Annotated in this window: 25 protein-coding genes; 5 read left to right on the top strand and 20 right to left on the bottom strand. The window is 39.3% G+C overall.

What is annotated here, in order from left to right; genetic code table 11:
• Positions 1-402 precede the first annotated feature (402 nt).
• Positions 403-3,648 carry a DNA polymerase III subunit alpha gene (locus tag Q8Q95_01015; GenBank protein ID MDP3764183.1) on the top strand — a complete coding sequence of 1,082 codons (3,246 nt, stop codon included), beginning with the start codon at positions 403-405 and terminating at the stop codon, positions 3,646-3,648.
• Positions 3,649-3,691: 43 nt separating this feature from the next.
• Complete coding sequence (locus tag Q8Q95_01010) at positions 3,692-4,039, top strand: hypothetical protein (protein MDP3764182.1); 348 nt, start codon at positions 3,692-3,694, stop codon at positions 4,037-4,039.
• 222 nt (positions 4,040-4,261) lie between these two features.
• Here Q8Q95_01010 and Q8Q95_01005 read toward each other — a convergent pair whose 3' ends face one another.
• Entirely contained in the window at positions 4,262-4,831 is a 570-nt protein-coding gene (locus Q8Q95_01005) for a hypothetical protein (protein MDP3764181.1), read from the bottom strand.
• Between the two features lie 136 nt (positions 4,832-4,967).
• Here Q8Q95_01005 and thrS point away from each other — a divergent pair, with 136 nt between their 5' ends.
• Positions 4,968-6,182 (top strand): threonine--tRNA ligase, encoded by a 1,215-nt coding sequence (gene thrS, locus Q8Q95_01000; protein MDP3764180.1) that lies wholly within the window; start codon positions 4,968-4,970, stop codon positions 6,180-6,182.
• 301 nt (positions 6,183-6,483) lie between these two features.
• Positions 6,484-7,416 carry a tRNA (adenosine(37)-N6)-dimethylallyltransferase MiaA gene (miaA, locus tag Q8Q95_00995; protein MDP3764179.1) on the top strand — a complete coding sequence of 311 codons (933 nt, stop codon included), beginning with the start codon at positions 6,484-6,486 and terminating at the stop codon, positions 7,414-7,416.
• An 88-nt stretch (positions 7,417-7,504) separates the two neighbouring features.
• Here miaA and Q8Q95_00990 read toward each other — a convergent pair whose 3' ends face one another.
• The 8 genes from Q8Q95_00990 to secE all read right to left on the bottom strand — a co-directional run bounded on the left by Q8Q95_00990 (position 7,505) and on the right by secE (position 12,538).
• Positions 7,505-8,029: a hypothetical protein gene (locus Q8Q95_00990; protein MDP3764178.1), complete on the bottom strand. Its 525-nt coding sequence runs from the start codon at positions 8,027-8,029 to the stop codon at positions 7,505-7,507.
• Between the two features lie 132 nt (positions 8,030-8,161).
• On the bottom strand, positions 8,162-8,455 hold the full coding sequence (locus Q8Q95_00985) for a hypothetical protein (protein ID MDP3764177.1): 294 nt from the start codon (positions 8,453-8,455) through the stop codon (positions 8,162-8,164).
• Positions 8,436-8,660: a hypothetical protein gene (locus tag Q8Q95_00980; GenBank protein ID MDP3764176.1), complete on the bottom strand. Its 225-nt coding sequence runs from the start codon at positions 8,658-8,660 to the stop codon at positions 8,436-8,438. The genes Q8Q95_00985 and Q8Q95_00980 overlap by 20 nt, the downstream gene beginning before the upstream one ends.
• Positions 8,661-8,686: 26 nt before the next feature.
• Positions 8,687-10,225 carry an Asp-tRNA(Asn)/Glu-tRNA(Gln) amidotransferase subunit GatB gene (gene gatB / locus Q8Q95_00975; GenBank protein ID MDP3764175.1) on the bottom strand — a complete coding sequence of 513 codons (1,539 nt, stop codon included), beginning with the start codon at positions 10,223-10,225 and terminating at the stop codon, positions 8,687-8,689.
• Between the two features lie 70 nt (positions 10,226-10,295).
• Positions 10,296-10,760, bottom strand: a complete 465-nt coding sequence (locus Q8Q95_00970; protein ID MDP3764174.1) for a dCMP deaminase family protein — start codon at positions 10,758-10,760, stop codon at positions 10,296-10,298.
• 267 nt (positions 10,761-11,027) lie between these two features.
• Positions 11,028-11,453, bottom strand: a complete 426-nt coding sequence (rplK, locus tag Q8Q95_00965) for a 50S ribosomal protein L11 (protein MDP3764173.1) — start codon at positions 11,451-11,453, stop codon at positions 11,028-11,030.
• Positions 11,454-11,734: 281 nt separating this feature from the next.
• The gene (gene nusG / locus Q8Q95_00960; GenBank protein ID MDP3764172.1) at positions 11,735-12,280 is read right to left on the bottom strand and encodes a transcription termination/antitermination protein NusG; all 546 of its coding nucleotides are present in this window, start codon (positions 12,278-12,280) and stop codon (positions 11,735-11,737) included.
• Positions 12,281-12,355: 75 nt separating this feature from the next.
• Positions 12,356-12,538, bottom strand: coding sequence for a preprotein translocase subunit SecE (gene secE / locus Q8Q95_00955; GenBank protein ID MDP3764171.1), 183 nt, complete (start codon positions 12,536-12,538; stop codon positions 12,356-12,358).
• A 229-nt stretch (positions 12,539-12,767) separates the two neighbouring features.
• Here secE and Q8Q95_00950 point away from each other — a divergent pair, with 229 nt between their 5' ends.
• On the top strand, positions 12,768-12,953 hold the full coding sequence (locus Q8Q95_00950; GenBank protein ID MDP3764170.1) for a hypothetical protein: 186 nt from the start codon (positions 12,768-12,770) through the stop codon (positions 12,951-12,953).
• A gap of 56 nt (positions 12,954-13,009) precedes the next feature.
• Here Q8Q95_00950 and gyrB read toward each other — a convergent pair whose 3' ends face one another.
• The 11 genes from gyrB to Q8Q95_00895 all read right to left on the bottom strand — a co-directional run bounded on the left by gyrB (position 13,010) and on the right by Q8Q95_00895 (position 21,106).
• Positions 13,010-15,049, bottom strand: coding sequence for a DNA topoisomerase (ATP-hydrolyzing) subunit B (gene gyrB / locus Q8Q95_00945; protein MDP3764169.1), 2,040 nt, complete (start codon positions 15,047-15,049; stop codon positions 13,010-13,012).
• Between the two features lie 191 nt (positions 15,050-15,240).
• Positions 15,241-16,371, bottom strand: coding sequence for a hypothetical protein (locus Q8Q95_00940; GenBank protein ID MDP3764168.1), 1,131 nt, complete (start codon positions 16,369-16,371; stop codon positions 15,241-15,243).
• Positions 16,372-16,389: 18 nt separating this feature from the next.
• On the bottom strand, positions 16,390-16,752 hold the full coding sequence (locus Q8Q95_00935) for a four helix bundle protein (protein MDP3764167.1): 363 nt from the start codon (positions 16,750-16,752) through the stop codon (positions 16,390-16,392).
• Positions 16,753-16,759: 7 nt separating this feature from the next.
• Entirely contained in the window at positions 16,760-17,161 is a 402-nt protein-coding gene (locus Q8Q95_00930) for a hypothetical protein (protein ID MDP3764166.1), read from the bottom strand.
• A 249-nt stretch (positions 17,162-17,410) separates the two neighbouring features.
• Positions 17,411-17,584 carry a hypothetical protein gene (locus Q8Q95_00925; GenBank protein ID MDP3764165.1) on the bottom strand — a complete coding sequence of 58 codons (174 nt, stop codon included), beginning with the start codon at positions 17,582-17,584 and terminating at the stop codon, positions 17,411-17,413.
• A gap of 218 nt (positions 17,585-17,802) precedes the next feature.
• Complete coding sequence (locus Q8Q95_00920; protein MDP3764164.1) at positions 17,803-19,092, bottom strand: serine protease; 1,290 nt, start codon at positions 19,090-19,092, stop codon at positions 17,803-17,805.
• Between the two features lie 61 nt (positions 19,093-19,153).
• On the bottom strand, positions 19,154-19,546 hold the full coding sequence (locus Q8Q95_00915; GenBank protein ID MDP3764163.1) for a retropepsin-like aspartic protease: 393 nt from the start codon (positions 19,544-19,546) through the stop codon (positions 19,154-19,156).
• On the bottom strand, positions 19,543-19,752 hold the full coding sequence (locus tag Q8Q95_00910) for a DUF5678 domain-containing protein (GenBank protein MDP3764162.1): 210 nt from the start codon (positions 19,750-19,752) through the stop codon (positions 19,543-19,545). Before Q8Q95_00910 ends, Q8Q95_00915 begins: the two co-directional genes overlap by 4 nt.
• Before the next feature lie 152 nt (positions 19,753-19,904).
• Positions 19,905-20,465, bottom strand: a complete 561-nt coding sequence (locus Q8Q95_00905; GenBank protein ID MDP3764161.1) for a hypothetical protein — start codon at positions 20,463-20,465, stop codon at positions 19,905-19,907.
• A gap of 121 nt (positions 20,466-20,586) precedes the next feature.
• Positions 20,587-20,916 (bottom strand): hypothetical protein, encoded by a 330-nt coding sequence (locus Q8Q95_00900; protein ID MDP3764160.1) that lies wholly within the window; start codon positions 20,914-20,916, stop codon positions 20,587-20,589.
• 4 nt (positions 20,917-20,920) lie between these two features.
• Positions 20,921-21,106 carry a hypothetical protein gene (locus Q8Q95_00895; GenBank protein ID MDP3764159.1) on the bottom strand — a complete coding sequence of 62 codons (186 nt, stop codon included), beginning with the start codon at positions 21,104-21,106 and terminating at the stop codon, positions 20,921-20,923.
• Position 21,107: the final 1 nt, after the last annotated feature.

Here is a 21,107-nt window from a genome sequence, read left to right as displayed (position 1 = left end):
TCCACTTCGCCAAAGCCTAACTATTTCTGGTAACTGTCTCATCTGTTCTACAAAATGACATGTAGGAGCAGAAACAACTCTCACAGCGCTTGAAATGAGTATAGTGACTATAGCAATTACAGAAATAATAAGTTCTATGAACCCGATCAGAAAAGAATACGCCAGCCTTCCATTTCTCTTATAAGCGCCATAAACCCAGAAACAATAAAGCCCTAATAAAACCAAGCCTATAATCTGAATCATTTTAACTACCCTCCTGTTAGAAGTTTGTTTAAAAGGAACTTCTAACAGGATACAATACTAACTAAGTTTTATCAAGTTATATTGCATAACTTGTTCTGCTATACTTTGATTGCATTGACCACGTTCTACATTCTATTTTCTATCCACTAGTATCTAAATATGAAATTTTCCCACCTCCACACGCATTCTCACTATTCCTTGCTCGATGGCTTGGCAAAAATTGGCGATCTGGTAAAGCGCGCCGGCGAATTAGGTATGGATTCGTTAGCCTTAACCGACCACGGCGCTATGTACGGCGCTATAGATTTTTATAAAACCGCAAAAGAGGCGGGCATAAAACCAATCATAGGTTGCGAGCTTTATGTTGCCACCGAAAGCCGTCTTTTAAAACGCGCCGGCATAGACGACAAACGCTACCATCTAACAGTTCTGGCCAAAAACATAGACGGCTATAAAAACTTAATAAAACTTGTAACCAAAGCTCATTTGGAAGGATTTTATTACAAACCGCGCGTAGACAAAGAATTACTGCGCGAACATGCTAAGGGTTTAATTGTTCTTTCGGGCTGTTTCCAAAGTGAAATTTCCAAAGCCGTAAGGCATAAAAAAACCGATGAGGCCGAAAAACTTATTTATGAATACCAAGAAATTTTTGGGCGTGAAAATTTTTATTTAGAAATAATGCCGCACGGCGCCAAAGAAGAATTAGTATACGTTCTACAAACATATAAATATCTTTCCGAAAAAACCGGTGCCCAACTGGTAGCTACCAACGACGTTCACTATATAAACCACGAAGATGCCGAAGCGCAAGATATTTTAATTTCGGTAGGCACCGGCACCAGCACCAAAGACAAAGACCGCTTAAGCTTGCTCGAATATAATCTTTCAATGCATTCGGCCGAAGAAATGTTTAAACTTTTGCCGCAATACCAACACGCTCTAGAAAGAACTCATGAAATTGCCGAAAGAATTAATTTAGAATTAGAACTTGGTAAATGGACATTCCCCGATTTTAAATTGCCAAATGGAACAACCGCCGACAGCGAATTACGCAGATTAGCCGAAGCCGGTTTTGCCCGTAGAAACTTGGAACGTTCAGAACTTTATTTGAGCAGAATGAATTACGAACTTGGAATTATAGAGGCCAAAGGCTATGCTCCTTACTTTTTAGTGGTGGCTGATCTTTTGCGGTTCGCCCATGAAAACGGAATTTTAACAAACATTAGGGGCTCGGTAGCAGGTTCGCTGGCAACATATTTAACGGGCATTACAAAAGTTAATCCCATAGATTATAAAATTCCATTTGAAAGATTTTTAAACCCCGAACGCCCTTCGGCACCCGATATAGATATGGACTTTGCCGATAACAGGCGTGATGAAGTTATTCAATACGCCATAAAAAAATATGGGGAAGATAAAGTCGCGCAAGTTGGCACGTTCGGCACCATGATGGCACGCGCAGCTGTGCGTGACGTGGCTCGCGCTTTGGGCCATCCATATTCTATTGGCGACAGTATAGCCAAACTTATTCCCATAGGTTCGCAGGGTTTTCCTATGACGATAGACCAAGCCTTAAAAATTACACCCGAACTTTCTCAACTATACGAAACCGATGCAACGGTAGCTGAAGTAGTTAACCAAGCTAAAAAAATGGAAGGTTGCGCTCGGCATATTTCGGTACACGCGGCTGGTGTGGTTATTAGCCCGCGCCCACTTATAGAATTTGTGCCATTGCAGTTAGATCCTAAAGGTGGCCGCATAATTACACAGTACGATATGCACGCCGTGGAAGACGCCGGGCTTTTAAAATTTGATTTTCTGGGCATAAGAAACTTATCTATTTTGGAAGACACAGTTAAATTAGCCAAAGAACACCGCAATGTAGATTTAGATATAGAAAATATTCCTCTGGATGATAAAAAATCTTTCGAACTTTTGGCTAAAGGCGAAACAATTGGCCTTTTCCAATTAAATGGCGCCGGCATGACCAAATATTTAAAGGATTTAAAACCCACCACCATTCACGACATTAACGCTATGGTGGCCTTATATCGCCCCGGTCCTTTGGAATCTATCCCAAGATATATAGAGAGAAAACATAACCCACGTTTGGTTGAATATTTCGACCCAAGAATGAAAGATATTTTGGATCAATCTTACGGAATTTTAACTTACCAAGACGATGTTTTAATGGTAGCCATAAAATTAGCCGGCTACAGTTGGCTGGAAGCCGACAAGTTGAGAAAAGCTATGGGTAAAAAAATTCCAGCCGAAATGGAAGCCCAGAAAGCCAAATTTATGGCAGGCGCTGTTAAAAATGGCATGACCGATTTTAAAGCTTACGAACTTTGGAAACTTATCGAACCTTTTGCCGCTTATGGTTTTAACAAAGCCCACGCCGCTAGTTACGGCCGAGTCGCCTACCAAACCGCCTATGCTAAAGCTAACTTCCCTGCCGAATTTATGACCGCCGTTTTAACCGCTGAATCCGGCGACATAGAAAAAATTGCCGAAATTATAAATGAGTGCACGCGTATGGGTATTCCTGTTTTACCGCCGGATGTAAATGAAAGTGTTGGAAAATTTACAGTTATAAAAGGTATAGATAGTAAGGGAGACTTGTCCTCCGAAGCTTTACCGTGTCCTTCCGAAGCCTTGCGCGAAGGAGGAGCGAAGGAGGATAAAATACGCTTTGGTTTGGAATCTATTAAAAATGTTGGCGTAAATGTGGTGGGAGCAATAATAGAGGCGCGAGTCCAAGATGGAAAGTTCAAATCGCTGTCCGATTTTATAGAAAGAATTAAACATAAAGATCTAAATAAAAAATCTTTAGATGCCATGGCCAAAGCCGGCGCGTTGGATAGCTTAGGCGAACGCAACCAAATTATAGAAAATATGGATTATCTTTTAACTTTTTCTAAAGAAATAAAACAAGCCAGTTCCCTAAATCAATCCAGCATTTTCGACAACATTGCCGACTCTGCCCCTGTTTTAAAATTAAAACCGGCCATTCCAGCTACAGAATCCGTTAAATTGGCTTGGGAAAAAGAACTTTTAGGTTTGTATGTTAGTTCTCACCCATTGGAACAACATAAAGCAATTTTAGAAAAGAAAACAAAGCCGATAAAAGATTTATTGGCTTCCTCCAAACAAGTTGTTATCGGCGGCATAATAAATAAATATAGAAAAATAATAACCAAAACCGGTAAGCCTATGGCCTTTGCCCAGCTAGCCGATTTTTCTGGCGAGATTGAAGTTGTGGTTTTTCCCGACACCTACGCCCAAAAACCAGAGATCTGGGAAATGGATAAAATAATGTTAATAAAAGGCCAAGTTCAAATCCGCGACAACGCTTTGAAACTAATCTGTAGAGAAGCTAAAGAGTTGACAAGTAACAGTTAACACGCCTAAAATGCTTTAATCCCTCTAAAAAAGGAGAAAGGCTATGCTTACTAGGTTAGTTCTTTTTGAAATAGCGGGTAATACTGACGATATTGTAGTAGATGCAGGTGGCCCATCAACGGATAATGGATTGTTTGCGGGCTGGATAACAAGAGGCTCCGGCCATAACTACAAACCGCTCATAAGCACAAACCCTGTTTTCAAAACAGCGGAATTGGCAAAGTATTTTATGCAACAGATTGTTGAATTTGCAAAAAAATTTACAGAAGAAGATTTGGGTGACGCTATAAAAAATCCCGGGCACCCTTTGCACTTTTTAACGCTGAATAACAAAGAATTAGGTATGATCCAAGATATAGTAGCCGCAAGTAAAATACCTGCCAAGGTTTAATATTGTTTAATACCTATCTGATCGAACACTCGGTGTTCGATCAGATACCGCCCGATGGCGTTAGCCATCGGGTTTTTTTATCGAAGTTCCACTTCAATAAAAATCAATAAGAAAAAAATAATGCATCATTTCAATCTCTTTGAATCTTCTTGAATCTCTTTTTCTCCAGTCATACCGAGATAGCGATCGCTATCTCGGTATATGTTGTTAATCTGAATTTGATTAGATCAAACCGAATATTTTGCGAAGATGAAGTTCGTTATCTAAAGTACTAGCAGTGATTAACCTAACCCACGGTCTAATCTCAAAATACTCAACCACAAAATCAATTTCACTTTGGCATTCGTAAGGCTGAACTAACACACTCTTTTGATACTCATAAAAACCTAATCGTTTTAATGTTTCACGCAGGGCTTCTCGGGCAGGTTTGTGTTTCTCGGGTATATCAAACAGCACCAGTCGCCATTTTTTGTCCCAAACCTTAGGCCTATTTATTTCCATATTATCAACATTAAAGGTAATAGCTTTCCGTTTACCTTTGTCGGTTAAGATCATAGTTAAAGAACCATCAGGGTTTTCTTGTTCGCGGATTAGTTTGGATCTATAAAGATTGAATATAGCCTTCTCCAAAGATTGTTTATTGATCCGTTTCCATTCTTTGGATATTCCTTTTAACACCCGAAAATATTGTTTGGGAGTTCTGGCAAAACCTAAACCCACTCCGCCCAAAAGCAGAAGAATAATTTTTTGCTGAACCGGACCTAATCGATTTAGTCTCCCTCCTGTTTTCATTAACAAGAATTATAACATACAAATATACTGAGATAGCGATCGCTATCTCAGTATATTCTTGCAAAATAGTCTATTTCTGATAATATTTCTCTATTCGTATCATTCGCATACATTCGTATATTGGCATTATATTTATATGGAAAAACCCGACCATAAAAAGCTCGGCCAGGAATTGGATCTTTTTTGTTTCTCCGATCTAGTGGGTAGCGGTTTGCCTTTATGGACACCCAAGGGCACTATCGTTAGAAACTTGCTGGATACTTTTGTTTGGCAACTTCGTAAAAAACAAGGCTACCAACTGGTAGATATTCCTCACATTACCAAAAAAGATTTATATATAAAAAGCGGTCACTGGGACAAATTTAAAGACGAACTTTTTCATATAAAAACACGCGAAGGTCATGAATTTGCTTTAAAGCCTATGAACTGTCCGCATCATATTCAAATTTTTGACCGCAAGCCTCACAGTTGGCGCGAAATGCCTCAACGCTACGCCAGTACCACCAAAATGTACCGCGATGAACAAACCGGCGAACTTAATGGCCTTGCTCGTGTGCGCGCCATAACCATAGATGACGCTCATGTTTTCTGCCGTCAAAATCAAATCAAAAAAGAATTTGCTACTGTTTGGGATATTATAGACACTTTTTATAAAACAATCGGTTTTGGACTTACCGTTCGGCTTTCTTTCCACGACCCTAAACAAAAAGAAAAATATTTAGGCACTTCGGAAATGTGGAGCTTTGCCGAAAATCAATTACGAGAAATTGCCAAAGAAAAAGGCGTAGATGCCGAGGAAGCTTTGGGTGAAGCTGCTTTTTATGGGCCAAAAATAGATTTTACCGCCAAAGATTCTTTGGGCCGAGAATGGCAAGTCGCCACCATACAGTTGGATATAAATATGCCGGAAAGGTTTGACCTAACTTGTGTAAATGAAAAAGGAGAAAAAGAAAGAATCGTAATGGTTCATAGCGCTATATTAGGTTCTATTGAAAGATCGCTTGCAGTTTTATTGGAACATTTTAATGGTGCCTTTCCGTTATGGCTAGCCCCAGTACAGGTAGCTGTGTTACCTATAAGCGATAAAACTGCTGAATATGCCAACAAAATTGCAAACGAATTAACCGAAGCCGGAATACGTTTTGAACTTTACGAAAAAAATGAAACAATTGGTAAAAAAATCCGCGAAGCTGAAACACAAAAAATTCCTTATTTGGTAATTGTGGGCGCAAAAGAAGAAGAAAATAAAACTGTAGCCTTGCGTCAACGCAGTAAGGGCGATCTTGGCGAAATAAGTATCTCTGATTTAACTGATCGACTCAAAAAAGAAATTGAATCCAAAACTCTCTAAAATAAAATACCGCTCCAGCGTTTGCCGGAGCGGGTTTGTTTTTGTTACACCCTAGACAATACGAGACATCAGTTTTGACCTCGTAAAAGGACCAAAAACCAAACTCTTCAGAAACAATACCAACTGTTTCCTCAAAGTCATCTTTGTAAACCTATCCTCATCTAGCATATCTCGGAGTTGCCAAACTCCGGAAGCCGCCCAGAAACCTAGGACAAACAATAAAAAATTCATCAAATATCTCCTTTGAAAGAACTGCGTTGATTAAACTTGATTCGTTTAGACACCAGCGTATAATCTAGGCATGGATTTGTCAAATAGCAAGTTGCCCAAGGTGGTGGTTATTCTCGGCGTAACGGCTTCGGGAAAAACCAAGCTAGGTATAGATTTAGCCAAAAAATTTAAGGGTGAGATAGTTTCGGCCGATTCTAGGCAAATATATAAAGAATTTAATATTGGCACAGCCAAACCTGCCGGCCATTGGATGTTGGCCGAGGGCGAGCGGAAATTTGTAGCTAGTGGCGTGGTCCATTATTTAGTCGACAAGATTGACCCTAAAGAAGATTTTAATTTATCCGACTACAAAAAACTGGCTCTAGAAAAAATAAAGGAAATAAATAATAAAAATAGACTGCCTTTTTTAGTGGGTGGCACAGCCTTGTATCTAAAAACTGTGTGCGAGAACTGGGAGATTCCCGAAGTAAAACCTAATCTGGCGTTAAGGCATAAACTGGAAAACAAAAAAACAGAAAGTCTGCATGTCGAACTAAAAAAATTAGACCCCGAAGCCGCTGTGGTGACAAGCTTAAACAAACGGCGCATTATTAGGGCGCTGGAAGTTATTTACGCCACGGGCCGTAAATTTTCGGAACAGCGTAAAAAAGGCCAGCCGTTTTTTGATTGCCTAAAACTTGGTATTAAAATTTCTAAAGAAGAATACCCGCAAAGAATAGCTAAACGAACAGAGCAAATGATAAAAACGGGCTTAGTGGCAGAAGTTAAAAAACTCCACAAAAAATATTCGCGGTTGTTGGTGCCGATGCAGAGCATTGATTACCAAGAATTTAAAGAATATTTTGAGGGCAAAAAAACCTTGGCAGAGACTGTAGATTTAATAAACCAGCACCACCTCAACTTCGCCCGCCGGCAAATGATGTGGTTTAAAAAAGATAAAGATATTATTTGGATAACCTCGCAAAAAGAAGCTGAAGGAAAAATAAAAAGTTTTTTGAATTAAAAAGCCGCCCCGATTATAAAATCGCGAGCGGCTGTTATCTTGGAAAGTCCAAGACTTAGTCCTGAAATCTAAGAAAATGACGGAAGGCTCACCTCACAATATAACCCACGAGGCGGTAATGCTCCCCATCATCTCCCAGCCATGCACTGATACGTACCTCTCTGTAGTTTACCGTTGTACCTATCCAATCTTCAAGCCATCCAATACTCTGGATCGTAGAATCAGCCCAGTAGAGTTTTATGCTTCTCATTGAATCAATCATCACCACATGGTAGTCTTCCACAAGGTCACGGTGATACTCTCTGACCTGACCACTAATGGGTTTTACTACCATATAAACAAACCGCTCTAGTAACTCGGCTTTTGGGTCAGCGCTATAAAGCACCGTTACCGAATCGCCTCTTGTCCCGATGATCTCCATCAGCATAGTGTGCTGAGGTATCTTAAAGACTTTCTCGGATAAAGAATCCGTTTTCAATATCACCAAATCATTACACTTGGCAAGTATCACACCGCGAGCTTCTGCCAGATCATCTCCTATCATCTCTCCACGTACTTCTGTTGTGAGAGCTCCGATAATAATAATCAGAGCTAAGAAAGTATTTCTGGTCATCTCCTCATCTCCTTGTTAAAAAAATTTTGGGAAGGAACTACCTCCTACTTTGACTTACCATTATAGCAAATAAGATATTACATGTCAACAGCGCCTAAAACTCAACAAAATAGGGGGTTTTAAAGATGCGACTTAAAACTTTCGGCGAAGACGCTTGTAGATTTTGTCACGTCTGCCGGCCACCAGCAGCTGGATAGTGTGAGAAGAACGAAATTTAAACCCCACCCGATAATCTCTAGTGATACGAAAAGAAAACAACCCCTGAAGCGGAGCGCTCAAGGGTTTGGTGTGAAGCAGCGGGTCAAATGGATTTTTCTTTAGAATTGACAGCAGATCGGCTAACTTGTTTTGCAATTCAGCAGGCAATCGGTGAACATCTTTTACAAAATCACCATCATAAATAATCTCATTTATCGGAACGAACATGTTTTAGAAAAGATTCTTTGTTCTTAAAATTGCGAAAAGGACCTCGGTTACCGGAGCGAGTTAACATTTTTTTTACAAAAGAGTCTGTATACTCTCCTTCTGAATCTTTGAGGGATAAAAAAAGAAATTCTTTAATCTCATGCATTTCTTCTTTAATCTTCCCTAACTCCTTGTTGAATTTTTTGACTAATGTCTGTGTAGGCATAATTATAAAATATCACACACCATAACTTACCGCAACAACTCCTTTAATATCTCTTCCCCTACTTGTGGGTTAGCTTTACCTTTAGTAGCGCGCATCAATTGGCCGACTAAAAACTTTAGAGACTCTATTTTACCTTTTTTGTAGTCTTCTACCGGCTTGGGATTTTGAGCGATGATCTCTTGGGCGGCTTTGATTAATTCAGCGCGGTCACTCACCTGGCCTAAGTTTTTGTCTAGCAAAATTTGATGCGGGTCTTCGCCTGTTTTAAACATCTCGGCTAAAATTGTTTGCGCGGCCGAAGAAGAAATCTTACCCTGATTTATTAAAACCATCAGCTCGGCAAAATCTTCGGCTGAAATTTTAAGATCGGAAACATTATTATCGGATCCCGAAAGCAATTTCTGTAATTCCGTAATTAAGTAGTTTGCAGATAATTTTGTTAGGCCAGATTCGGCTTTTCCGCTGTTTGATGAGACCAGCCATTCTTTTAGTTCGCTAACAACTTTCTCGAAATAATCACCTAGTTCTTTTTGCACAGTAAAAACTTCGCTATCTTTGGACGTAATACCATACTCTTTAATAAATCTTTCACGGCGCGAAACTGGAAGTTCTGGTAATTCTTGTCTTATAAATTCAATCTGAGACTTATCCAATCTAACCGGTGGCAAATCTGGTTCTGGGAAATAACGGTAATCGTGTGATTCTTCTTTGTTGCGCTGTAAAAATGTTTCGCTTTTATTTTCGTCCCAACCGCGAGTTTCTTGTGCAACTTTTTCTCCACCATCTAAAACTTCAGCTTGGCGTTTTATTTCGTAATCAATAGCACGTTCGCACGCTCTAAAAGAATTTAGGTTTTTAATTTCCACTTTAGTCCCCAAAAACGCTGATTGACGCTGATCTATACGCGGACTGACGCTGATATTTTTTCCGCGTAAATCCGCGATAGCTGAAAGCGAGATATTAACTTCTATTCTTAGCTGGCCTTTTTCCATATCGGCATCGGAAACATTTAAATAGCGAAGTAACAATTGAAACTCTTCGCCAAATTCTTTAGCTTCTACACCAGTTTCAATATCGGGTTCGGTTACTAATTCCATCAACGGCACACCGGCTCTATTGTAATCAACCAAACTTTTTCGGATTTCGGATTTAGGATTTCGTGCTTCCGACTCGTGCACGAGTCGGCCAGTATCTTCTTCTAAGTGGATGCGCTTAATTTTAATTTCTTTACCGCTGGATAATTTTAAAACACCACCTTCACAAAATGGTTTTTCAAATTGAGAAATTTGATAACCCTTGGGCAAATCGGGATAAAAATAGTTTTTACGTTCGAACCAAGAATATTCGTTTATTTTTGATCCCAAGGCTAAACCGACTTTAACCACTTTATGTACCGCTTCAATATTTATAACCGGCAGAGTGCCTGGGTGCGCCAGACACACCGGGCAAACATTTGTATTAGGATTTGTTTCGTTTGGGTTATTAGCCGAATCACAAAACATTTTAGTTTTGGTATTTAGCTCAACGTGTATTTCTAAACCAATAACCGGCTTGTATTTTGGCATACAGAAATGATAGCATTTTGCTTTCGTATTAAAAAAGCCCTCCGACGAATCGGAGGGCTCTACTACACCCTCAACATTCTTGCTGGATGGTTTCCATCTTTATCCCAGAAAGATTAATCAGACTTTCTCCAAAAGGAGAATACGGTTTGTAGACTTTTCCGTAATGCACTATTTTTATACCGGCGTTTATGATCACCTTCAAACAATTCACACAAGGCGAGTGGGTTAAGTATATGGAAGCACCTTCAATACTGATGCCATGCCTTGCGGCTTGAACAATAGCGTTTATCTCCGCATGAATTGTGCGCAAGCAATTTTGCTCTACAAGGCCCTCTGGATCCCTAGTCTCATGCACGAAACAACCGACCTCAAGGCAGTGAGGTATCCCTGACGGAGCTCCGTTATAACCAGTAGCCAAAATTCTTTTATCACATACAATTACTGCCCCAATCTTAGCTCTAAGACAAGTAGAACGTTCAGCAACCTGCTTGGCAATATTGAGGAAATACTGATCCCAACCCGGCCTTGAGTCCATAAAATCCTCCTGTTTGATTTAGTTTTAAAGAACTCCTCCTTCGCCCACCCTTCGCTAAAAGCTATGGAGTGGCAAGCAAAAACACGAACCGATTTGGTTCGTGTTTAGGTTAGCAATTTATTTAAACTAGTTCAATTATTTAGTAACCTCTATCCCCATCTCCTGTCGTCGCTCAAGAAATTTCGCTCCTCTTTAAAACCACTCGGTTTTAATATTTCCTCCACGGGAAACTACCGTTTCCCGACCCCTTCCCAAGAAGTATGGGAATTATTTGGAGATTTCAATTCCCATACTTCTTGCTGTGCCCTCAATAATCTTCATCGCCTGTTCTATCGTATCAGCGCTAAGATCAGGCATTTTAATTTCGGCAATTTGGCGAACTTGTTCACGAGTAACTTTGCCTACTTTGGCCTTTAAAGGATCTTTAGCTCCCTTTTCTACTTTAGCCGCTTTTTTTAATAAATCGGAAGCCGGCGGTGTTTTATATTTCAAATCAAAAGTTCTATCTTCGTAGATAGTAATTTCAACTGGAATAACATTATCGCCTTTGTCGGCAGTAGCGGTATTAAACTTGGAACAAAAATCTTGCAAGTTTAAACCATGAGGCCCTAATGCGGTTCCTACTGGTGGCGCAGGGTTGGCTTTGCCCGCCTGCAACTGAAGTTTTACAACTGTTTTTATTTTCTTTGCCATATTTGTCTAAATTTTTTAAATTTAGCTACAAATATGTGTCCTGCGAAGCTCCGAAGGAGCGAAGTAGGACCATACTTGAAGCTGTGCTGTATATAATCTTAAATCTTCTTTATTTGTAAGAAGTCAAGTTCCACAGGGGTTTCGCGACCAAACATTGAAACGTCGTCGCTCAAGAAACTTCGCTCCTCTTTAAAACCCCTCGGTTTTAATATTTCCGCCACGGGAAACTATCGTTTCCCGACCCCTTCCATGTTTCAATGTTTTATATAACTGCCCTAACTCTATATCTTCTTTATTTGTAAGAAGTCAAGTTCCACAGGGGTTTCGCGACCAAACATTGAAACCAGTACCTTGATCTTGCCTTTTTCATCGTCTACAGCAGAAACCTTGCCGTCAAAATCTTTGAAGGGACCGTCCGTTATTTTTACCGCATCTCCTATTGCAACGTCAATTTTATACTTAGGTTCATCTATGCCCATACGCCGTTGGATTTCGCGAATTTCTTCATCGGAAACTGGAATAGGCGTGGTACCAGAGCCCACGAAACCAGTTACCCTAGGAGTGTTTCTCGCCACATACCAAGAATCATCCGTTACATTCATTTCTACTAAAACATATCCTGGATAAATTTTTTCTTCCACTACTCGGCGCTTGCCGTTTCTTATTTTAATTTTTTTCTCGGTAGGCACAATTACGTTAAAAATCCTGTCTTGCATACCTAAAGACTCAATTCTTTGTTTTAGATTGCGCGCCACAGTATCTTCGTACCCAGAATGAGTATGAAGCACATACCAATTTCGGCCATATTTTGATGTCTGCTTTGCCATATTTGTCTAAATTTTTTAAATTTAGCTACAAATATGTGCCCTGCGAAGCTCCGAAGGAGCGAAGTAGGACCATACTTATAACACAAATTTATTAAGTATAAACGAAAACACATAATCCAATCCTCCCAAAAAAACAGCCACTGCCAAAGACACACCAATAACCAGCAAGGTATATCTGGTTGTTTGTTCGCGGGTCGGCCAATTAACTTTAGTCAATTCTACGCGCACATCTTTCAAATATGATGTTAATTTGTTCATAAAATATAATCCCAATCTACAAATTGTATCCTAATGCTCCTAATGAATGCATTTTATTTGGGGCATTGGGATAAATTCGGATTATTTGGATTGTCTGGGCAAAGCCCTTAAAAAAAGAGCCCTTACGGGCTTACTTGACTTTAAGTATATACCTAGGGCATACTGTATGTCAATACCATGTAGTTTAATCCTTCAAAAAAGGAGGCTTATCATGTGGTTAATCTCTAATATGAGAGAAGAAGTCACTAGACTTCGCAGAGAAAACAGAGATCTAAAAGAGCGGATAGAAAAACAAAATCAGTTCATTGAAGGTCTTGCCCAAAAATTTCCTCAAGTACGTGAGGAATTTGATCGAATGAGGCGTGGGTATACATTCAAACCCGAACGCCCACCGGGAAGTTTGGTACCGGTTTGAAATCTAAAAAACTTCGGCAAAACATTTCCTCCGACATAACGTCGGAGGAATTTTATTTACACATCTAAATTCTTTACTGTTTTCGCATGTGTCTGGATGAATCGCTTTCTAGGACCAACTTCGCTACCCATTAAAATATCAAAAATTTTATCGGCATTTTCAGCATCGGCTACTCTTACTTGTTTTAATACTCTTACCGCCGGATCCATTGTTGTTTCCCATAATTGTTCTGGGTTCATCTCGCCTAAACCTTTATAGCGCTGTATATTAACGCCGGAAATTTTTTCTGTCTCACCTCCAACACCGACTTCTGCGTTTTCTACTTCTAAAGATTCTTCACCAGCTTCTTCGCCCAGCATTTTTATTTTTAATTTTAATTTTTGTTTGCCAGCCAAAACAGAACTTTTGCTACTCAACATTTGAGCTACAGTTGATTCTTTCTCGGCATCGGAATAAACATATCTAACATCTTTGCCTTTTTGAATTCTAAAAAGCGGCGGTTGCGCAATATACAAATAACCTTGTTCTATAATCTTGGGAAAATAACGATAAAATAAAGTTAAAAGCAAAGTTCTAATGTGCGCGCCGTCTACATCGGCATCGGTCATTAAAATTATTTTATGATACCTAACTTTTTCTATATCAAATTCATCGGCAATAGCCGCGCCCAAAGCAATAACCAAAGCTTTGACTTCTTTATTTAAAAGCATTTTATCTAAACGAGATTTTTCTACGTTTAAAATTTTTCCGCGCAAGGGTAAAATAGCCTGAAAAATTCTGCTACGAGCCTGTTTAGCCGAACCGCCGGCCGAATCGCCTTCCACAATAAATATTTCGGATTCACTAGGATCGCGGTTAGAACAATCCGCCAATTTTCCCGGCAAAGCCAACCCATCTAACAAGCCTTTTCTAATTACGGTTTCACGGGCAGCTTTAGCGGCTTCGCGGGCCTTTTTGGCTATGATTGTTTTTTCTAAAATTGTTCTAGCCTCTGTTGGATTTTTTTCCAAAAATTCCGCTAAGGTTTCGGCCACCGCCGATTCCACCGAGGTTCTGGCTTCAGGGTTACCCAGCTTGGCCTTAGTTTGGCCTTCAAATTGAGGCTCTTTAATCTTTACCGAAATTACAGTTGTTAAACCCTCGCGCACGTCTTCGCCGGTTAAATTGTCGTCAGCATCCTTTAAGAAAGAATTTTTTCTAGCATAATCGTTAAGGTTTCTAGTTAGCGCCGTTCTAAAACCGGTTAAATGCATACCGCCTTCTGGCGTATGAATATTATTAGCAAAAGATTGTTCTATGCCCTGAAAATCCTCGGTATATTGAAAAGCCACTTCAACGTTTATGCCATCTACCATTTTATCGCAAGCATAAATTGTTTCTTGTTTTTTAACTTTATTGCGGTTTAAATATTGCACATAAGCCACAATCCCGCCCTCAAAATAAAAACTATGGCTTTGAGCCGGCTTTAGCCTAGCATCGGTAATTGTAATTTTTACACCCTTAGTTAAATAGGTTTGTTGGCGTAAGTGATCTAGAATTCTTTGATAATCAAATTTAATTTCTTTAAAAATTTCGGGATCGGGTTCAAAAGTAACCGTAGTTCCGTTTTGACGGCACTTGCCTACTTTTTTAACTTTAGCTAGTGGCACACCCCGTTTATATTCTTGCACCCAAAGTTCGCTTTCGCGGCAAACTTCGACTTTAAAATAGGCCGATAAAGCATTAACCACCGAAGCACCTACGCCGTGTAAACCACCAGAAATTTTGTAAGATTCCCCGCCGAATTTTCCACCAGCGTGCAGAGTAGTCATAACAGTCTCCAGCGCAGATTTTCCTGTTTGTTTATGAACCTCCACTGGAATACCTCGACCATCGTCATCTATTTTTACTCTATTTTCGGATTCAATAACAACGCTAATATTTTTAGCATGCCCCGCCATAGCTTCATCCATGGAGTTATCTACAATCTCCCAAATTAAGTGATGCAAACCATCTACACCGGTAGAGCCGATGTACATACCAGGCCTTTTACGAACAGGCTCCAGACCCTCTAAAACATAGATGTCTTTGGCGGTATAGTTGTTATTATTTGCCATTTTTGTTGAAATTTATGAGCGTAGCGAAATAAATTTCACCACAAAATTGAGCACCCCGCCCATAATAAAACTGCCTATAAGCAGTGATGTTTTGACTCCTAATTATACAAAATTCCATATGATTTTTCCAATCTCTTTTTATGGGCGGGGTAACTGTTTGTTTCTGCTCACTTACGTTCGCAGACAAACACTTACCTCAAATCCGCCCCAAACTGCACGGCTGTTTCTTGGTAAATTTTATCCTGTATCGGGTCAATTTCATCCGTCGTCAGGGTTCGTTCGTTGGATCTGTAAATAATTCTATAAGTATAACTTATCTTACCCTCACCAAACTTTTCGGCGTTTTCGTATTTATCTAATAGCTTAACCTCTTCAACTAGATTGCCGCCCCTATCGCGAATTAAATCAAAATAATTATTGGGTATAAAAGTTTTATCAACCACAAAAGAAATATCGCGTACAATTGCAGGAAACTTAGAAACCTCTTTAAATTTATGGCCGAGTTTAAGTTGGCGCTTAACCCGTTCATCGTTAGACCAAAGCAAACGAATATCGGGCAGATCCATACTCACAATAGCCAAGCGCTCTAAGCCAAAACCAAAAGCCCAACCATTGTAGCCGGTAAGCCCCATCTGGGCGAGCACTTCTTGGCGTGGCATACCGCCACCCAGCACCTCAACCCACTCCTCACCCACCTTTACTTCAATTTCAAGCGAGGGATCAGTGTAAGGAAAAGTATCGACATTAAAACGAAGCTCGGTATCTTCTCCAAAAACAGTTTGCACAATCTCTGAAAGTACTTTTTTAAGATCATCGAGCTTAAGAACGCCTTGGCTATCGGGTTGTATATACCAACCGCCCATCTGGTGAAAAATATTCATATGACGGCGGTCAATTTCATCCTTACGATACACTTTGCCATAACACAAAGCGCCCAAGGCTTCGCCCTTTTGAATTCGTTCTTTTATTTCGGGCTGATTCAAATAATAATACCAAAAAACAGTGTCATGGGTGCGGAGAATATTTTTGTCGTCCACATAATAAGTGTCGGATTTTAAACGAGCTGGATGGTCGGGCGGGAAATTAAAAAGATCAAACGAGACGCTGGCTGGCACAATTTCGGGAATATTTATATCGTCAAAGTTTTTAAAAAAAGCAAGTTCTTTAACGCGCTTCACAATTTCGGCCAAGGGACTTTCTGGCATGCGCGCCAGATCGGGCATATCTAAAAAACGCCTTATGCGCAAACTCTCGGCATCGGTTTTTATATTTAGTGCCTTTTTTAAAGCTTCAGCATCGTCTGATTTTATAACAATATTCATTGATTAGATTATTAGATATTAGAGAGTAGAATGTAGATATCTTTTAAAACCTCCTAGCAAATTACCAATTTCCTTTAATTCATCTTTAACCTTTTTAAAATCGTTCTCCGATAAATAACGTAATTCATAAGCTATATGAATCTGACTTTCAACTTCGCTCAAAGAACCTAAAGCCATTGATACAAAGCGAATAAAATCTTTTTTTGATCCTCGAGCTGACCCTTCAGCAATATTAGAAGAAACTGATACAACCGCTCTTCTAATCTGGGAAGATAATCCGTAAAGCTCTGCTCGCGGAAACTTTTTGCTTATAGTGTATATTAAGCTAGCTAATTTAATACTTCTTTTCCATACATCCAAATTTTCATAATTTTTGGACATCTTTTTCTTATTCCCTACCTTCTACCATCCACTTTCTATTTTCTAGATTTAAAAAATAATACTCTATTCCAAATACCAATAGTAAGACCAATAAAATCGTCCAAATTTTTAGTAAGCCAAAATGACTCAACCACAAATAGACTACAGCTAGAAATGAAACTAGAGCGCCTTGCCGAAAAGCCATTTTTAATATGCGATTTAAACTCTTTTCTGTAACAAACCTCTTTCTAACATAAAAACCAAACCACGAAAATAGGCTAAAAAATAACAAAAAAAACACGCCCGAAAAAAGTGCTAAATTTAAACTATTGGCATTATAAGGGTTTATCAAAAAAATAACGGCTATTAAAGAAGCCAAAGACAGGAAAAAAACAGAACCCAAACCGGCTCTTAAAAGCTTAAGACTCATGTGTATTTTGAATAAATCTATAGGTAAATTCTAGCAATTTTAACACCCTAAATCAAGCGCGGAATAAACAAAAAAGAGGGCAGGTTCGCCCTCCTTAAGATTTCTACGTTCCTCTTTTTTATGTTAGAAGAAACACCTCGCAGCGGCTTTTAATTTCTCCACAGTCCTATTCCATCCTCTATCCCCCTTCTAAGGGTTAAAAGCAGAACGTAAAAATCTATGAAAAGATTCTAGCGCAGACTGTGTAAATTAACAAGGCGGCTTGATTCCGTCTTCCAAATATAAATCTCTGTAGGTTCTAGCGTTAGCCAGTCTTTTAAATTCTTCGCCATGGACTCGCAAAAGTCTCCTGAAAGACCTGCCGGCCCTTCGCCAACTTTCTTTGGTCCAGGGGCTTTCGGGATTTTTGTTTTTTTTAGCCATAACCGCCTCCTTTAAAGAACTGGGTTTATTTTGATTATATTCTTTTTGAAAAAAACCCGCTAGTGAATTTTCAATATTGATTCGACATTGACATAGAAATGATATAAAGCCCTCAAACATATACCGAGATAGCGATCGCTATCTCGGTATTATCTTAATTAAAAAAGCCCCAGCGGATTTTCCGCTGGGGGGTAAAAATGTGCTTAGAAACCAGAAACTTATTCTGGCATTGCTTTATTTCCGTCGAGACGGAAAAGAAAGGTGTGATCTCCCGCCTGAAGATACACAGACCCCTCCCAATCATCAAGTGCAAATCGTTCATGAATCCATCTGCTATTTTCAACCGTTTTGGTAATCCTGCTACTGCCGTTTACCAGAAAAACCATGTCTGGATTATTCTCACGAATAACCGTTACTTCAGGTTCACTTGTAACGGTACCGTCTTTCATGAAGTAGATGGTAAATAATGATGGTCCATAAGAGACACCCTCTCTGATCTGAAACAAATTCCAGGAATAGTCGACCCAGAAATTGTTTGATAATATCTCTCCCTCTTCAGATGCAGACTTTGGTTTATTCTCTACAGTTGTTGCCCTATCTCTTACAAACTCATCCAGAGATTGTTGTGTCTCGTTAAAGATCACTGAATTTATGGCCCAGGGAATCAGCGAATAGAGCATCCTTCTCATTGGATCACTACCATGGCTAACTCCGAAGATAAGACCGGCAAACTTGTTGTCTACCACATCAAATACCACCCCCCCCGAAGAACCCCCTTGAGCTATTTGTGTTTCGTTCACGACAACATATGTATAATCTAGATTCTCTATCTTTGATAGGCCATGAAACATATTCAGGGAATTAAATCTCCTATCTATACTTTTGTATTCTGATGGATAACCAAACATCATTACTTCATGCCCTATGGATGATCTATAATCTGGATCAATACTATAGAAAGACACTTCTTCTCCCGAAAAACTCTGCGGGATCATTTCCAAAACCGCCATATCATAACGTATTGCATCTCTAGCATTACCCACTCCAAGCAATTCTTTGTACGCTTTTGGGACAAAAATAGCTTTGGCCCGACCTATCACTGTCGCCGGTGACCCTTGTCTCACGTCGCACTCACAATCAGAGTCCATGTTAAGCATGTTGTCGTAGACAGCATGTGCTGTCGTCAAAATATGGCCCTTCGAACTAATAAAAAACCCTGAAGCAAAGCCTGTAAGACTACCGCGATAGCACACCAAGCTCACGACCCTTTTCTTAGCCAATTCATATATGGCAGTCTCTTGCTGATTCAGTCTGTCCCGACTGCCTTTGGCAACATTTGAAACCACCAACTTTTCCGCTGTAACTTTTTCATCACTTTGATAGTTCAGAATCTTTTCCTTACCACATCCCAAGAAATAAGACGTCAGAACCGCCAAAATAAAGTGCGCCATATCAATCCTTTCATTAACCACGTCAAACGTGGTTTGAGGGTTTAATTTATTTTTCAAAGATCTATCTAAAACCACGCTATTTAGCGTGGTTTTAGTATACTATATATAAATTATAAAGTCAAATCACATCGGCTACAACAACCTTCTTTCTTTTTTCTATAAAACTAATGACGAACGGCGTAAAGAAGTTATCTCGGCCTAAAAGATTAAAGGATACCTTAAACTCTGGTGAAAAAACAATTTTGCAGGGAAAAGTTTTATTGCCTAAAGTGAGCGCAACGCTATGAATATAACCTAATATTCTTCCACCTATGCCGGTTAGGTACACTTTTTTCCCTTTAGCCAATTTAATGCCAAGATACTCGGCAATTTCCGGACTAAAAACAGAAAAAGAAGCTCCGGAATCAACCAGAGCCTTAACAGTTATTTCTTTTTCTTGATGATTCAAAGTAATTTCCACCACCGGAAAATACCGGCCATCTTTTTCTATGTAGGGAAACTCATGCCTCATAAAATAATTAGAACATAAGGACCTTCGTCTTTTCTGGGAACACGAAAAACGGAAACCTTTAACTCCGGACTTTTGTCTTTAACTTTCTTCATGAGTTCCTTCAACGTCTCGCCATTAGCCACAACTTCACCATTTACAAAAGCAACCCACTGGCCAGCATAACGGCTTAGGTTGGTTTGTATTTTTGACAACATTTTTGTGGTCATATATATTATAATATACAAAAAAATATTTACAGGCAAGTAACTTAAACAAAAACAAACCCTATGGAAATTCCACTGAGCCGAGCTCGGTTCCACTTCCATCAAATCAAATAAAAAAGCCCCAGCGGTTTTTTCCGCTGGGGCTTTTGTTGAAATCAACCGCAACATGTATCTTTCGTCACCGTCTTCCAACCATGACCAATTTCAAACAAGAACATATTTGTACTTCCTCTATTTACAGGCACACCATACCACTCTTCCAGGATATTCTCTTCCCTAGTCTTCACGTTATATCTAACCAGAACAACTTTGTAATATAGCGAAGGTAATCCGTCTTTTGAGGAAATCAGATTGACTTCATTCCAACCATCATTTTGGAAACCAATTCGCATGGTAACTGTACTCTTACGCCCAGAAATACTTGGAATAAAATCAAGCCACTCTGTAGTCTCTCCATCAACATTTGTCTTAAAAATGGAATAATCATTGTCTTCAATCAAAAAACCTATTACAACTGGGAGCAGACGCGCATCTCGAGAATAATTCTGCTCCCGCTGACCACTAACCTTCTCTTGGGTCACCACTAACTTCCCCACCGGTATATCCGAGAACTCTGCCTTGATACTGCCCCAACTGACACTTTCCGTTTCGGCCAGCAGATTGCTGGTTGGCAGACAGATGAAAAGCATGAGGGTGAAAAAAATGCGATACAACATGGCCAGGCTCCTTTCGTTAACCACGTCAAACGTGGTTTTGGGTTTGATTCATTTTTTAAAGATCTATCTAAAAACCACGCCATTTAGCGTGGTTTTAGCATACTATATATAAATTATAAAGTCAAATCTTCGCTGTAATCTTCCTCTCCAACACCGCAAATTTTTCCGAATCAACCTTTTTCTTAAGTTCGCTTTTTATAAACCCCAAGTCTTCTTTTACGACATTCATATCTTCTTTTAACATACCGACATCTAATTTTATCACACTAACATCTATAACTATTTTATCAATTTGTTCGTCTTGAGAATCAAATCTAACATCAAAACTCTCTTTCATGCCATTTTGCTGATCAATTAGAAGATCAATCTTACCTTCAATGCGCTCCAGAATAACTCCAGAATGGCGAGCATGGTTGTTTTTATATTTTTTAACTTTAGTATTTTTTGGCATAAAATTATTTTCCTTTCTTAGGAACTTTCAATTGGATATCCTCTTTTACCAATTTATTATTTTTGAGAAAATCAAAAACAGGTATTCCGCAATGTTGACACAATTCAGAACGATGCCAAAAACCATAACCAGCTATAATTGGTTCTCCTTTAATGTTCTTTTTGCACAAATCACATTTAGTTACTCTCATG

The sequence above is a fragment of the bacterium genome (assembly GCA_030697795.1).
Classification (GTDB): domain Bacteria; phylum Patescibacteriota; class Minisyncoccia; order JACQLN01; family JACQLN01; genus JACQLN01.
The sequence above is the reverse complement of the archived record's forward strand: the minus strand, read 5'-3'. Positions and strand labels throughout refer to the sequence as shown.

What these genes read in the sequence shown, in the direction of transcription:
- Q8Q95_00905 (MDP3764161.1), bottom strand. Translation starts at nt 20,465, where the DNA reads ATGTTGTATCGCATTTTTTTCACCCTCATGCTTTTCATCTGTCTGCCA.
- Q8Q95_00980 (MDP3764176.1), bottom strand. Translation starts at nt 8,660, where the DNA reads ATGCCTACACAGACATTAGTCAAAAAATTCAACAAGGAGTTAGGGAAG.
- Q8Q95_00950 (MDP3764170.1), top strand. Translation starts at nt 12,768, where the DNA reads ATGAGAGAAGAAGTCACTAGACTTCGCAGAGAAAACAGAGATCTAAAA.
- gatB (MDP3764175.1), bottom strand. Translation starts at nt 10,225, where the DNA reads ATGCCAAAATACAAGCCGGTTATTGGTTTAGAAATACACGTTGAGCTA.
- rplK (MDP3764173.1), bottom strand. Translation starts at nt 11,453, where the DNA reads ATGGCAAAGAAAATAAAAACAGTTGTAAAACTTCAGTTGCAGGCGGGC.
- Q8Q95_00935 (MDP3764167.1), bottom strand. Translation starts at nt 16,752, where the DNA reads ATGTCCAAAAATTATGAAAATTTGGATGTATGGAAAAGAAGTATTAAA.
- Q8Q95_01010 (MDP3764182.1), top strand. Translation starts at nt 3,692, where the DNA reads ATGCTTACTAGGTTAGTTCTTTTTGAAATAGCGGGTAATACTGACGAT.
- secE (MDP3764171.1), bottom strand. Translation starts at nt 12,538, where the DNA reads ATGAACAAATTAACATCATATTTGAAAGATGTGCGCGTAGAATTGACT.
- thrS (MDP3764180.1), top strand. Translation starts at nt 4,968, where the DNA reads ATGGAAAAACCCGACCATAAAAAGCTCGGCCAGGAATTGGATCTTTTT.
- miaA (MDP3764179.1), top strand. Translation starts at nt 6,484, where the DNA reads ATGGATTTGTCAAATAGCAAGTTGCCCAAGGTGGTGGTTATTCTCGGC.
- Q8Q95_00910 (MDP3764162.1), bottom strand. Translation starts at nt 19,752, where the DNA reads ATGACCACAAAAATGTTGTCAAAAATACAAACCAACCTAAGCCGTTAT.
- gyrB (MDP3764169.1), bottom strand. Translation starts at nt 15,049, where the DNA reads ATGGCAAATAATAACAACTATACCGCCAAAGACATCTATGTTTTAGAG.
- nusG (MDP3764172.1), bottom strand. Translation starts at nt 12,280, where the DNA reads ATGGCAAAGCAGACATCAAAATATGGCCGAAATTGGTATGTGCTTCAT.
- Q8Q95_00915 (MDP3764163.1), bottom strand. Translation starts at nt 19,546, where the DNA reads ATGAGGCATGAGTTTCCCTACATAGAAAAAGATGGCCGGTATTTTCCG.
- Q8Q95_00900 (MDP3764160.1), bottom strand. Translation starts at nt 20,916, where the DNA reads ATGCCAAAAAATACTAAAGTTAAAAAATATAAAAACAACCATGCTCGC.
- Q8Q95_00925 (MDP3764165.1), bottom strand. Translation starts at nt 17,584, where the DNA reads ATGGCTAAAAAAAACAAAAATCCCGAAAGCCCCTGGACCAAAGAAAGT.
- Q8Q95_00930 (MDP3764166.1), bottom strand. Translation starts at nt 17,161, where the DNA reads ATGAGTCTTAAGCTTTTAAGAGCCGGTTTGGGTTCTGTTTTTTTCCTG.
- Q8Q95_00940 (MDP3764168.1), bottom strand. Translation starts at nt 16,371, where the DNA reads ATGAATATTGTTATAAAATCAGACGATGCTGAAGCTTTAAAAAAGGCA.
- Q8Q95_00895 (MDP3764159.1), bottom strand. Translation starts at nt 21,106, where the DNA reads ATGAGAGTAACTAAATGTGATTTGTGCAAAAAGAACATTAAAGGAGAA.
- Q8Q95_00990 (MDP3764178.1), bottom strand. Translation starts at nt 8,029, where the DNA reads ATGACCAGAAATACTTTCTTAGCTCTGATTATTATTATCGGAGCTCTC.
- Q8Q95_01005 (MDP3764181.1), bottom strand. Translation starts at nt 4,831, where the DNA reads ATGAAAACAGGAGGGAGACTAAATCGATTAGGTCCGGTTCAGCAAAAA.
- Q8Q95_01015 (MDP3764183.1), top strand. Translation starts at nt 403, where the DNA reads ATGAAATTTTCCCACCTCCACACGCATTCTCACTATTCCTTGCTCGAT.
- Q8Q95_00985 (MDP3764177.1), bottom strand. Translation starts at nt 8,455, where the DNA reads ATGTTCGTTCCGATAAATGAGATTATTTATGATGGTGATTTTGTAAAA.
- Q8Q95_00970 (MDP3764174.1), bottom strand. Translation starts at nt 10,760, where the DNA reads ATGGACTCAAGGCCGGGTTGGGATCAGTATTTCCTCAATATTGCCAAG.